This is a genomic window from Arsenicicoccus sp. UBA2120 (assembly GCF_002330965.1).
GTDB lineage: Bacteria > Actinomycetota > Actinomycetes > Actinomycetales > Dermatophilaceae > Arsenicicoccus > Arsenicicoccus bolidensis.
In genome coordinates this window covers 1-12,474 of the sequence record NZ_DCYC01000034.1, presented here as the reverse complement: position 1 = coordinate 12,474, position 12,474 = coordinate 1, and the positions used below count along the sequence as shown (strand labels likewise).

Annotated in this window: 12 protein-coding genes; 8 read left to right on the top strand and 4 right to left on the bottom strand. The window is 73.2% G+C overall.

Annotated features, from left to right (window positions below; translation table 11 throughout):
- Window positions 1–38: 38 nt before the first annotated feature.
- Together hisS and B2P18_RS04470 are read right to left on the bottom strand one after the other, a co-directional pair.
- Window positions 39–1,412, bottom strand: coding sequence for a histidine--tRNA ligase (gene hisS, locus B2P18_RS04475; RefSeq protein ID WP_286956092.1), 1,374 nt, complete (start codon window positions 1,410–1,412; stop codon window positions 39–41).
- 6 nt (window positions 1,413–1,418) lie between these two features.
- Window positions 1,419–2,120, bottom strand: a complete 702-nt coding sequence (locus B2P18_RS04470) for an MBL fold metallo-hydrolase (RefSeq protein WP_029212366.1) — start codon at window positions 2,118–2,120, stop codon at window positions 1,419–1,421.
- A gap of 207 nt (window positions 2,121–2,327) precedes the next feature.
- Between B2P18_RS04470 and B2P18_RS04465 the strand changes: the two genes are divergently transcribed.
- The 8 genes from B2P18_RS04465 to B2P18_RS04430 all read left to right on the top strand — a co-directional run bounded on the left by B2P18_RS04465 (window position 2,328) and on the right by B2P18_RS04430 (window position 10,356).
- Entirely contained in the window at window positions 2,328–3,191 is an 864-nt protein-coding gene (locus B2P18_RS04465) for a peptidylprolyl isomerase (RefSeq protein WP_286956090.1), read from the top strand.
- The gene (locus B2P18_RS04460) at window positions 3,188–5,014 is read left to right on the top strand and encodes a DUF349 domain-containing protein (RefSeq protein ID WP_286956088.1); all 1,827 of its coding nucleotides are present in this window, start codon (window positions 3,188–3,190) and stop codon (window positions 5,012–5,014) included. Before B2P18_RS04465 ends, B2P18_RS04460 begins: the two co-directional genes overlap by 4 nt.
- A 249-nt stretch (window positions 5,015–5,263) precedes the next feature.
- Window positions 5,264–6,190 carry an ABC transporter ATP-binding protein gene (locus tag B2P18_RS04455; protein ID WP_286956086.1) on the top strand — a complete coding sequence of 309 codons (927 nt, stop codon included), beginning with the start codon at window positions 5,264–5,266 and terminating at the stop codon, window positions 6,188–6,190.
- Window positions 6,187–7,044 (top strand): ABC transporter permease, encoded by an 858-nt coding sequence (locus B2P18_RS04450; protein ID WP_286956085.1) that lies wholly within the window; start codon window positions 6,187–6,189, stop codon window positions 7,042–7,044. The genes B2P18_RS04455 and B2P18_RS04450 overlap by 4 nt, the downstream gene beginning before the upstream one ends.
- Before the next feature lie 130 nt (window positions 7,045–7,174).
- Complete coding sequence (locus B2P18_RS04445; RefSeq protein WP_286956082.1) at window positions 7,175–8,278, top strand: sensor histidine kinase; 1,104 nt, start codon at window positions 7,175–7,177, stop codon at window positions 8,276–8,278.
- A gap of 74 nt (window positions 8,279–8,352) precedes the next feature.
- On the top strand, window positions 8,353–8,967 hold the full coding sequence (locus B2P18_RS04440) for a response regulator (protein WP_286956080.1): 615 nt from the start codon (window positions 8,353–8,355) through the stop codon (window positions 8,965–8,967).
- 67 nt (window positions 8,968–9,034) lie between these two features.
- Window positions 9,035–9,388, top strand: a complete 354-nt coding sequence (locus B2P18_RS04435; RefSeq protein WP_286956078.1) for a GntR family transcriptional regulator — start codon at window positions 9,035–9,037, stop codon at window positions 9,386–9,388.
- On the top strand, window positions 9,385–10,356 hold the full coding sequence (locus tag B2P18_RS04430; protein WP_286956076.1) for a DUF1648 domain-containing protein: 972 nt from the start codon (window positions 9,385–9,387) through the stop codon (window positions 10,354–10,356). The genes B2P18_RS04435 and B2P18_RS04430 overlap by 4 nt, the downstream gene beginning before the upstream one ends.
- Window positions 10,357–10,457: 101 nt before the next feature.
- Here the strand turns inward: B2P18_RS04430 and B2P18_RS04425 are convergent, their stop codons facing one another.
- Together B2P18_RS04425 and B2P18_RS04420 are read right to left on the bottom strand one after the other, a co-directional pair.
- A complete protein-coding gene (locus B2P18_RS04425) occupies window positions 10,458–11,168 on the bottom strand; it encodes a GNAT family N-acetyltransferase (RefSeq protein WP_286956075.1) in 711 nt (236 codons plus the stop codon).
- 9 nt (window positions 11,169–11,177) lie between these two features.
- The coding region (locus B2P18_RS04420; protein WP_286956074.1) for a RelA/SpoT family protein at window positions 11,178–12,474 on the bottom strand (1,297 nt) is incomplete at its 5' end.

Below are 12,474 nucleotides of genomic sequence, written 5' to 3'. Positions count from 1 at the left end.
CAGGTCACGTCCCGTCGGGTGTCCGCCCGGGGCGGGGCTCAGGCCTCGACGCGCTCGAGGGACGGACGGAGGTCCTCCGCGGGCGGGGTCCAGGTGGCAGCCTCGGCGTCGACCTGCTCGCCGGACCGGATGTCCTTGACCGAGTCGGACGCGCCGTCGGCCCCGAGGAACCACACGAACGGGATCGAGCGACGGTCGGCGAACTTGATCTGCTTGCCGAACTTCGCTGCGCTGGGGGCGATCTCGGTGGCGATGCCACGACCGCGCAGCTCCGCGGCGACGGCCATCGCGCGGGAACGGTCCTCCTCGACGCCGAGCGCGACGACGACGCAGGTGGGCGTCGGGCGGGACGCACGGACCACGCCGGTCGACACGAGCCTGGCCAGGAGCCGGGACAGGCCGATCGAGATCCCCACCCCCGGATAGGTGGTGCGCCCGTCGGAGGCCAGGGCGTCATACCGACCGCCGGAGCAGATCGAGCCGTAGGACTCCTGCCCGACCAGCTGGGTCTCGTAGACCGTCCCGGTGTAGTAGTCCAGCCCACGCGCGACGCGCAGGTCGGCGACGAGGACGCCGGGGCGCTGGGCCATGGCGGCCTCCATGACGGCGGTGAGCTCGGCGAGGCCTTCGTCGAGGGTCGGGTGCGAGACCCCCAGCGCCCGCACCCGGTCGGCGAAGGACGTGTCGGTGGAGGAGATCTCGGCGAGCGCGAGGCACTGCCCGATCTGCTCGTCCGTCGCGCCGGCCTCCGCCAGGAGCTCCGTGACGCCCTCCGGTCCGATCTTGTCGAGCTTGTCGACGATCCGCAGGGTCCCGACGACGTCGGTCAGGCCGAGCCCGAGGTAGAAGCCCTCGGGGATCTTGCGGTTGTTGACCTGGATCCGGTACTCCCCGATCGGGAGCTTGCTGAAGACGTCGGCAATCACCAGCGGCATCTCCGCCTCGTAGTGCGCGGCCAGCGAGCCCGCGTCGACGATGTCGATGTCGCACTGGGTGAACTCGCGGAAGCGGCCCTCCTGGGGACGCTCGCCGCGCCAGACCTTCTGGATCTGGTAGCGGCGGAAGGGGAAGGTCAGCTTGCCGGCGTTCTCCAGGACGTAGCGGGAGAACGGCACGGTCAGGTCGAAGTGCAGGCCGAGCGCCTTGTCGGGGTCGCCGGCCTCGGCGTCGGAGTCGGTGGCGCTGCCGCCGTCGGCGTCGCCGGCGAGGCGGTGCACGCCGTAGATCTCCTTGTCGGCGTCACCCCCCTTGCCGACCAGGCGCGAGACGGGCTCGACGGCGCGGGTCTCGACGCTGACGAAGCCGTGCAGCTCGAACGTCTCGCGGATGACGTCGAGGAAGAGCTGCTCGACGACGCGCTCGGCGGGCAGCCACTCGGGGAAGCCGGACAGGGGGGCGATCTTGACGCTCACGGTGGATCAGAGTCCTTTGAGATAGGGGTTGGTGGCCCGCTCGCGCTCCATGGTGGTCGCGGGGCCGTGGCCGGGCAGGATCAGGGTGTCGTCGGCGAGCGGGAGCACCACGTCGCGCAGGCTGCGCATCATGGCCTCGTGGTCGCCGCCGGGCAGGTCGGTGCGTCCGACGGAGCCGGCAAAGAGCACGTCTCCGGCGAGCACGGTGCGCTCGGCCTCGACGGGGATGCCGTCGGGCGTGCCGGGGAGCGTGAACATCACCGACCCCTCGGTATGCCCGGGCGCGTGCGCCACGTCGACGCCGAGCCCGGCCAGGTCGAGGTGCTGGTGGTCGACGATCGACTCGACGCGCGGCGGCTCGCGCCAGGACCACGCCCGCCCGAACTGCTGCTCGAACATCGCGACCAGCTGCGGGTCGAGCGAGGCGGCCGGGTCGGCGAGCCGATAGCGGTCGTCGGCATGGATGTATGCCGCCAGGTCGGCGTCGTCGCCCGTGGTGCACACCGGGGTCACCGAGTGGACGTGGTCGACGTGACCGTGGGTCAGCAGGACGGCGGCCGGCTTGAGGCGGTGCTCTGTGAGGACGGCGCGGAGCTGCTCCACCACGCCGATGCCCGGGTCGACGACGAGGCACTGCTCGCCGGCGGCCGGGGCCACGACATAGCAGTTGGTGGCGAAGGCCTGGGCGGGGAAAGCGAGTACGAGCACCGCGTCAGCCTACTGGGAGGCCGGGGACGCGCGGGGACGGGGCGTCGCCGGCGAGATCGGGTCGGCCGCGCCTCCCGCGGCCCGTGAGAGGGCAGGTATGGCGGCTCCCCGGCAACCGGAGCAGCCGTCTTCGCCCTGTCGGCGAGATGTGTCCGCTGCAGGCGCGGCGGGCGAGGCCTCGCGGTGGTCTTCCCTAGACTCGGGCGCGTGACGAGGGAGCAGGAGCGCGCGCGGGCCAAGCGGCGCCACGACAAGGTCCAGGCCGCGCAGCAGCGCAAGGCGGAGAAGCGCGAGCGGACGCGACGCCTGGTGGCGGTGATCGCGACGGTGGCGATCGTGCTGGCGACGGTGGTCGGGGTGGCGCTGTCGATGCGGCCGCGCGGCGACTCGACCGATGCCGCCGGCGCCACGGCAGCGAGCACACCTGCGGCGACCCCGTCCGGCATACCTCCGTCCGGCGCCGCCGCCCCCACCGGCACCGCCTCGGGGCGCTGCACGACGCCGCCCGCGCTGCAGACCAAGCCCAAGCAGTTCACGGCGGTCCCCGACAAGGCGACCGCCGAGGGCGCGACCTGGGTGGCGACGCTGCGGACCAGCTGCGGTCCGGTCACGCTCGAGCTCGACGGCAAGGCCGCCCCGCAGACGGTCGCGTCCTTCCTGCACCTGGCCCGCGAGGGCTACTGGGCTCCAAGCCCGTGCCACCGCCTGACCACCGGGGGCCTGTCGGTCCTGCAGTGCGGCGACCCGACGGGCACGGGTGCGAGCTCCCCCGGCTACGGCTTCGGCATCGAGAACGCGCCCGGCGACGGGGCCTATCCCCGCGGCGTGATCGCCATGGCCCGCACGCAGGACCCCAACAGCAACGGCGGCCAGTTCTTCGTCGTCCACCAGGCCTCGACGCTGCCCACCGACGGAGGTGGCTACTCGATATTCGGCAAGGTCACCGGCGGGATGGATATTGTGGACCAGATCGCCGCGGCGGGGTCCGACGACTCCAACGGCCAAGGCGACGGCCGTCCGAAGACCCCGATCAGCATCCTCGAGGTCTCCGTCACCAAGAAGAAGGCATGACTGTGTCCGATCAGCCCGAGCAGCCGACCACCCAGCCCGTCGACGCCGAGGTCGACGCTGCCGTGTCGTCCGAGGCCCCGCAGGCCGCCCCCGCCGAGACCGGCGTCGAGGCGCCGGCGGAGGAGAGCGTGCCTGCCGACGCGGACAGCACCGTCGCCACCAAGACGAGCACCTCCGCGAGCGAGGGCAGCGACGTCACTCCCGAGGCCACCTCCTCCGCCAGCGAGGGCGTCACCATGGACGAGCCGGCCGCCGCGCCGGCCACCGAGGAGACCGCCCCCGCCGAGCAGGCTGACGCAGCGCCGGAGGCGACGCCCGCCGCCGAGGAGTCGGCTCCCGCCCAGGAGTCGGCTCCCGCCCAGGAGGCCACGCCCGCCGCCGAGGACGCCCCCGCGGCGGAGACTCCGGCGGCGGAGACTCCGGCGCCGGACGCGAAGCCCGCGGCCGCACCGGCCCCGAGCCCCGTCCCGACCCCGGCCGCCGTGCCGACCCCGGCCGCGATGCCGAAGCCCCCGGCTCGTCCGGCCCCCGCGTCCCCGTCGGGCGTGCCGGCACCGATCGCCCCGCCCGCCGGCCCGCCGAGCAACGCGGCGACCTTCGGCCGGGTGGCCGAGGACGGCACCGTCTACGTCCGGACCCCGGACGGCGAGAAGGCCGTCGGTTCCTACCCGGGTGCGAGCAGCGAGGAGGCCCTGGCCTACTTCGCCCGCAAGTACGACGAGATGTGGGCGGCGTCCGAGCTGCTCTATCACCGCGTGCTGCAGACCGGCCTGTCCGCCAAGGAGGCCACCGAGGACCTCGCCAAGCTGCGCGAGCACATCGGTGAGGCCAACGTCGTCGGCGACCTGCCCGGCCTGGACGCCAAGGTCGAGTCCATCGCCACCGCCATCGAGGCGCGCCGTCAGGTGGAGGCGACCGAGCGCGCCGCCGCCCGCGACCAGGCCCGCACCGAGCGCGAGGCGATCGTCGCCGAGGCCGAGAAGATCGCGGCCCAGGACCCCGCCAAGACGCAGTGGAAGGCGAGCGGCGCCCGCATCCGCGAGCTCCTCGACGACTGGAAGAAGCACCAGCGGTCGTCGGTCAAGCTCGACCGCGAGTCCGAGAACTCCCTGTGGCAGCGCTTCAGCACGGCCCGCAACTCCTTCGACAAGGCCCGCCGGGTCTACTTCGCCGAGCTGGAGTCCACCCAGTCCGAGGCCAGGGCCGCCAAGGAGAAGCTCGTCGCCGAGGCCGAGAAGCTGTCGGCCAGCAAGGAGTGGGGCCCGACCGCGGGCGCCTTCAAGCGCCTGATGGACCAGTGGCGCAAGGCCGGTCGCGCCGGGCGCAAGGAGGACGACGAGCTGTGGGGCCGGTTCAAGGCCGCCCAGGACGCGTTCTTCAACGCCAAGGACGAGGTCTCGGCCGAGGAGGACAAGGAGTTCCGCGCCAACCTGGAGGTCAAGGAGGGTCTGCTCGAGCAGGCCCGGGCGATGCTGCCGATCAAGGACCTCAACGCCGCCAAGTCCGCGCTGCGCACCATCCAGGACAAGTGGGACGCCGCCGGCAAGGTCCCCCGCTCCGAGATGGGCCGCATCGAGGGCGAGCTGCGCAAGGTCGAGCAGACCGTGCGCGACGCCGAGGACGCGAAGTGGAAGAAGTCGAACTCGGAGGTCAACCACCGGGCGTCGGCCTTCGCCGAGCAGATCGAGAAGGCGCTGGAGAAGGAGAACAAGGCCCTCGACAAGGCCCGGGCCTCCGGCGACGAGAAGAAGATCAAGGCCGCCGAGGAGTCCCTCGCCTCCCGTCGGGCCCTGCTCGAGATGGTCCACAAGGCCCAGGCCTGACCTACCTCAGGTAGGCACATCCGCCCGACTTCGCACGCCACGGGGATGTGACGAAGCCCGGCCGACGTGTCGAGGTCAGGCTGATCCGGCCAGGGGCCCGCACCCGCGAGGGGGCGGGCCCCTCGGCATACGGGCACTGCTGGATCGTGGATCGAGGCCCGACCCCCGGCGTGATCCACCGATCGGTGGAGGATCGGTGTGGCCACCCGGTCGATGCCGCCGGGGTGGGTCCGCGAGCACGCTGGGGACATGTCCCTCATCCACGTCTCGTCCCTCACCAAGTCGTATGACGCCCGACCGGTCGTCCGCGGCGTCGACCTCGACGTCGAGGCCGGCGAGATCGTCGGCGTCCTCGGCCCCAACGGCGCCGGCACGTCGACCCTGGTGGAGTGCATCGGCGGTCTGCGCCGCCGCGACTCCGGCACGGTCCGCGTCGACGGGCTTGACCCCGACGACGACCCGCCCGCGCTGCGCGCCATCCTCGGCATGCAGCTGCAGGAGGCTCGCCTGCCCAAGAAGACGACGCCCCGCGAGGTCCTCGACCTCTACCGCTCCTTCTATCCCGCCCCTCGGGACACCGACGAGCTGCTCGCACGCTTCGGTCTCTCGGTCCAGGCGGACCAGCGCTTCGAGCGCCTCTCGGGCGGCCAGCAGCAGCGGCTGTCGGTGGCCCTCGCCCTGGTCGGCAACCCGCGCATCGCCATCCTCGACGAGCTGACCACCGGTCTGGACCCGGCCGCGCGCCGCGAGATCTGGGCCTTCCTCGCCGAGCTGCGGCGCGACGGCGTCACGATCCTGCTGGTCACCCACTTCATGGAGGAGGCGCAGCACCTCTGCGACCGCGTCGCGATCCTCGACGGCGGCCGGGTCACGGCCTTCGACTCCCCCGACGCGCTCGCGAGCGCAGCCGGCGGCGTCCAGCGCATCCGGTTCACCCCGTCGCGGCCGCTCGGAGGGCAGGAGACCGCCCGGCTGCTCGACCTGCCCGACGTCACCGACCTGACGGTCGACGGCGACCGCGTCACCGTCACGGGCGGCGAGGACGCGGTCGGCGCCCTCGTGACCCACCTCGCGGCGATCGGGGTCAGCGCGCGCGGGCTCCGCGTCGAGGCGCCCAACCTGGACGACGCCTACCTGTCCCTCACCACCCCGCGCCGATCCGAGGACCAGCGATGACCTCCACGCCCTCCACGCCCTCCACGCCCTCCACGCCCTCCACGCCCTCCACGCCCTCCACGCCCTCCGCCCCGTCCAGCACCGCCACCCCCGCGAGGGTCGCCCCGCCACCCCGCCGGTCGGCGCTCGGGGCCATGACCGCCAACGAGTCCCGTCTGCTGCTGCGCGAGCCTGGGCTGGTGGTCTGGGCCGTGCTCATCCCCGTGGTCGCCGACGTCGTCCTGGCTCTCGTGCCCGCCACCCGCGCCGCGTCCGCGGACCTCGGCGGCTGGAGCTTCTCCCAGGTCTACCTGCCGGTGCTCGTGCTGTTCACGGCCAGCCTGCTCACGGTCCAGGGCATGCCCACGATCCTGGCGCAGTACCGCACCGACGGCGTGCTCAAGCGCCTCCGCACGACCCCGGTCTCCCCCGCCGTGCTGCTGGGCGCGGTGATGATCTCACTCGGCGCGGTGACCCTGGTCGTGGCCGTCGCGATGGTGGCGATCCCGACCGTCCTGGGCAACCCACCGCCCGGCAACGTCCTGGCGTTCGCGCTCGTCACCGTGCTGTCCCTCGGCGCGTTCCTGTCCATCGGCGGTCTCGTCAGCGCGCTCGCCACCAACCCCCGCATGGCCACCGGGGTGGGCACGGTCCTCACCTTCGTCCTGTGGTTCTTCGCGGGGATGTGGGTGCCGCGCTCGGTGTTCCCCGAGCTGCTCGCACGGATCGCGGACCTCACGCCGAGCGGCGCCGCCTCCGGGGCGATGCTGGACGCCCTGCACGGCTCGTGGCCCTCGCTCGCGCAGCTCGCGGTGCTCGTCGCCTGGACGGTCGTGCCCGCCGCGGTGGCCGCCCGCGCCTTCCGGTGGGAGTGATCACGCGGGCGGGGCGGCATACGGCCGGAGGGAGGATGATGGCGAGCATGGCCAGCACGATCGGCGTCGCCGCAGCACCCGCATCGCTGCCCCAGGCGGGCGGCGCCTCGCGCAGGCTCCCCGGATCGCCTTGGCGCTGCTCGTCTTTCGCGGGTGGTGGGAGCGCTGGGGCGCGCACGGCAGGGTGTCCGGGACGTTGGGTTTCGTCCTGCACTCGCTGGCCTGCCTGGCCCTGTGCGCGCTGCACCCGCTCTACGGCTTCTACGCCTTCGTGGGCTACTTCGACGCCGTCCGCGTCTTTCGCTGGCCCGTCCTGTGGCTGGGCATCCTCGCCGTCGCCACCGCCACCGGACTGTCCCAGGCGGGGGGCGTGCACGGCGTGTGGGCGGTGCCCTGGCTGTATGTCCTGATCGTCCTGATCAACGCGGGGCTCTCGGGGACGATGATCGCCGTCGAGCACCGCCGTGAGGAGGCCGTGACGCGGCGGGAGGAGGCGATCCGGCTCCTCGAGACCGCCCAGCGCGAGAATGCCGCCCTGCAGGCGCAGCTCGTCGCCCAGGCCCGTGAGTCCGGGATCCTCGAGGAACGGGCCCGCCTGTCGCGCGAGATCCACGACACCGTCGCCCAGGGCCTGCTCGGTGTCATCACCCAGCTCGAGGCCGTCGACGTCGCCGACCCGTCGACGCAGGCCCGCATCGACCGGGCCGGGCGAGCGGCCCGCGAGAGCCTCGCCGAGGCCCGCCGGGCCGTCGTCGCGCTCGCGTCCCCGCACCTCGACGGCGCGGACCTGCCGACCGCCCTGCACGGCCTGGTGCGCCGGTGGGGCGAGAGCGCGGACGTCGCCGCCACGATGGTCGTCGAGGGGCCGCCCGGCCCGAGCCCGCACGACGCGGAGCTGGTGCGCATCGCGCAGGAGGCGCTGTCCAACGTCGCGCGCCACGGGGACGCACGGCGGGCGACGCTCACGCTGACCTTCACGCCCGAGGAGGTGCGGCTGGACGTGCGCGACGACGGCCGGGGGTTCGTGGTGGCGGACCCCGTCGACGCCGGCTCCAGGGCCACCGGCCCAACCGACACCGGCCACACCCGCCCGGTCGACCCCGTGGGCTCCCACGCCCATCGCGGGCACGGCATCGCGGGCATGCGCGCGCGCCTCGAGCGGTGCGGTGGCTCCTTCGCCGTCGAGAGCGCCCCCGGTCGCGGGTGCGTGGTGAGCGCGGCGGTGCCCCGATGAGGCCCGATCACGACCCCAGCAGCCCTGCCTGTGCCGGCTCCCCCGACCGACCCTGCGCGCTGTCGGTGGTCGTCGTGGACGACCACCCCGTGGTCCGCGACGGGCTGCGCGGGATGTTCGAGCGCGAGCCCGACGTCGAGGTGGTCGGGGAGGCGGCCAGCGGCCCGGAGGCGCTCGCGGTCGTCGCGTCGCTCACCCAGGCGGGCCGCGCCCCCGATGCCGTGCTCATGGACCTTCGTATGCCGCTCGGCGACGGCATCACGGCGATCCGCGAGCTGCGGGCGCTCGATCCGGCCCGCCCCCGCATCCTCGTGCTCACGACCTACGACACCGACCGGGACATCGTGACGGCCATGTCGGCCGGCGCCGACGGCTACCTCCTCAAGGACACCCGCCGGGCAGACCTGGTCCGCGCGATCGTCGACCTGTGCGCCGGCCGCACCGCGCTCGCCCCCGGGGCGCTGGACGCGCTCACCGGACGCCGCTCCGGCGCCGGCACCGAGTTGACGACGCGCGAGCTCGAGGTGCTGCGGGTCATCGCCCGGGGTGGCACCAACCGCAGCGCGGCCGAGCACCTGCTGGTGAGCGAGGCGACGGTCAAGACGCACCTGGTGCACGCCTACGCCAAGCTCGGGGTCGGCGACCGCGCGGCCGCGGTGCGGGTCGCCTACGAACGAGGTCTGCTGTAACCCAGACCACGGCGCACGCGCCTCGAACCACTTGTTCTAGTTGATCTAGAACAACTATGGTTGAGGGGTGCTGATCACCATCGACCCCGAGTCGACCGAGCCGCTCTACGGACAGCTCGTGTCGCAGGTCCGCGGCGCCATCCTCCGCGGTGACGTCGGCCCCGGCGACAAGCTCCCGAGCGCCCGCGACCTCGCCTCGAGCCTCGGGATCAACATGCACACCGTGCTGCGGGCCTACACGACGCTGCGCGACGAGGGCGCCATCGAGCTGCGTCGCGGCCGGGGCGCCGTGGTCACCGCCAAGGGCCTGGACACGGCCGAGCTCGAGCAGTCCGCACGACACCTGCTCGACGTGGGCCGCCGCCACGGCGTCACCCTCGCCCAGCTCCACACGCTCCTCGACCAGGAGGCCTCGTCATGACCAGCCGCACCACCCACCCCGGTCCGACCCCGGCCAGGCGTCGGGCCCTCGCGGTCTGCCTCGTCCCGGCGATCGGCTGCCTCGGCGCGCTGGGCGCCCTGCTCGGCCTGTGGTGGCCGCGGCTGCCGGACCGCATGGCCTCGCACTTCACGCTGGCCGGCGTGCCGGACCAGGTCGGCGCGACCGGGACCCAGGTCGCCGGCTTCTGCGGCGCGCTCGTGGCGGTGGCGGTCGTCGGCGCCGTCGTGCTCACCCGAGCCCGGCCCGGCACGAGCGCCAAGGGGCTCGTGGCCGGCCTCGTCGCGGTCGAGGTCGTCCTGTCCACGGTGTTCGCCCTGGTCCTGCACGCCCACCTCGACCTCACCGACCCGTATGCCGCCCGCCTGCCCCTCCCGCCGGCCGCCGCAGGGGTGGCGCTGGGACTGCTCGCGGGGTGGCTCGCCGCCAAGGCCTGCCCGGAGGATCCCCCCGCCCCGGCGCCCCAGGCCCCACGCCTGCGGCAGGAGCTGGCGCCCGGCACCCGCGCCATCTGGATCTCCCGCACGGGGCAGGCGCGCTGGTTGAGCGTGGTCGTGGCGTCGACCTTCGTCGTGACCCTCGGACTCGCCATCCTGGACGGCGACCGGGCCGTCGCGTGGGTGCCGGTCCTGATCGCGGTGATCGCGCTGGCCTTCACGGGCTTCCGCGTCACCGTCGACCACCAGGGCCTGCGCTGGCGGGGCCGCCTGGGCCTCCCCCGCGGCCACGTCCCCCTCGAGGACATCGCCTCCGCCGAGGTCGTCCAGGTCGACCCGTCCCACTACGGCGGCTGGGGCTACCGCCTCTCCCCCGTGCACGGAACGGCCCTCGTGACCCGCGGCGGCTCGGCGCTGCGCATCACCCGCCGCGACGGCCGGCGGTTCACGATCACCGTCGACGACGCCGGGACCGGTGCCGCCCTGCTCGAGGCGCTCTCGCACCGCGCCTGACCCCACCCCACCAGACGCGTGGAGCAGCCGCCGCGCGCAGCAGCAGCGCTGCTCGCCGCCCGGGACAAGCCCCTCCCCCGGCACTGACCCGCGGGCCGGGGTCAGACCAGGGCGGCGGTCGTCAGTTCGGACAGGCGGGACCGCTGCCGGCCGTCGGCGTCGAAGTTGTCCTCGGACAACCACTGCTCGTATGCCGGCCGCAGCCGCCGCCACTCGGCGTCCGTCATGGCGTACCACGCGGTGTCGCGGTTGCGGCCCTTGTAGACGACGGCGTGCCGGAAGGTGCCCTCGTAGGTGAAACCGTAGCGCACGGCGGCCCGGCGGGAGGACTCGTTGAGGTCGTCGCACTTCCACTCGAGGCGGCGGTAGCCGAGCTCGTCGATCGCGTGCCGCGCCATGAGGTAGATCGACTCGGTGCCGCCGCGGTGGTGCTGCATCTCGGGCGAGTAGACGATCGAGCCGATCTCGATCGACCCGTTGACCGGGCTGACGTTCCAGTACGACGCGGTGCCGACCACGCGGCCGGTCTCGTTGCCGATGATGGCCAGCGGGACGGTCGTGGGGTTGCGCATCTGCTTCTGGACGTAGGCGCCGAGCTCGGTGCTCGTGCGGAACGGACCGGCGGACATGTAGGTCCACAGGGGCTCGTTGCCCTCGCCACAGGTCAGCTCGAACATGCTGGGCACGTGGTCCAGCGTGAGGTCCACCAGGGTCACCTCGTGGCCCTCGAGGCGCACGTCGCGGGGCAGGACGCGCGGGTGCCAGCCCCACACGTCGTCGCCGATGGGCTGGCCGAACTCGTTGCTACGCACGGGCTGTCCTCACTGCTGCTCGATCTTGCGGGCCCCGCCGACCCGGCTGACGTCAAAGACGCCGTCGACCTTGCGGATGGCCCGCATGACGTGGTCGAGGTGCGCGGGGTCGCCCATCTCGAAGGTGAACCGGAAGGTCGCCACCCGGTTGGTCGTGGTCGACGAGCTGGACGACATGAGGTTGACGTGCAGGTCGGCGATGACGCGGGTGACGTCCGAGAGCAGGCGGGACCGGTCGAGGCCGTCCACCTGGATCTGCACGAGGAAGACCGACGAGGCCGTGGGCGCCCACTGCACGTCGATGAGCCGCTCCGGCTCCGACAGCAGCTCGGCGGCGTTGGTGCAGTCCCGCAGGTGCACCGAGACGCCGTGCCCGCGCGTGACGAAGCCGATGATGTCGTCGCCCGGCACGGGGGTGCAGCACTTGGCCAGCTTGACCCACACGTCGTCCGTGCCGACCACGACGACGCCCGGGTCGGTCGCGCGCACGCGGCGGGTCCGGCGGGACGGGGACACCGTCTCGGCGGCGTCCTCGGTCAGCCCCTCCTCGCCGCCGGCCTGCGCGAGCATCTTGGACACGACGTGCTGCGCCGAGATCGTGCCGCCACCGACCGCGGCATACAGCCCGCTGATGTCCTGGTAGTGCAGCTCGCGCGCCAGGGCGGTCAGCGACTCGGCCGAGGTGAGACGCTGGACGGGCAGACCCTGCTTGCGCATCTGCTTGGCGATCGCGTCCTTGCCGGACTCGATGGCCTCCTCGCGACGCTCCTTGGAGAACCACGCGCGGATCTTGTTGCGCGCCCGAGCGCTCTTGACGAAGTTGAGCCAGTCGTGGCTCGGGCCGGCGTCCGGCGCCTTGGACGTCAGGACCTCGACGACGTCGCCGTTCTCCAGCCGCGACTCGAGCGGGACGAGGCGACCGTTGACCCGGCCGCCGATGCAGTGGTGACCGACCTCGGTGTGCACGGCATACGCGAAGTCCACGGGCGTGGCCCCCGCGGGCAGGCCGATGACCTCGCCCTTGGGGGTGAAGACGAAGACCTCCTGCGTGTTGATCTCGAAGCGCAGCGAGTCCAGGAACTCCCCCGGGTCGCTGGTCTCCTGCTGCCAGTCGACCAGCGAGCGCAGCCAGGACATGTCGGTCTGGCCGTCGTCGGTGGGGGCCGCGGTGCCGGGGCCGTCCTCCTTGTACTTCCAGTGCGCGGCGACGCCGTACTCCGCCCGCCGGTGCATGGTGTGCGTGCGGATCTGGATCTCGACGGGGTTGCCGCCCGGGCCGATGACCGTCGTGTGCAGCGACTGGTAC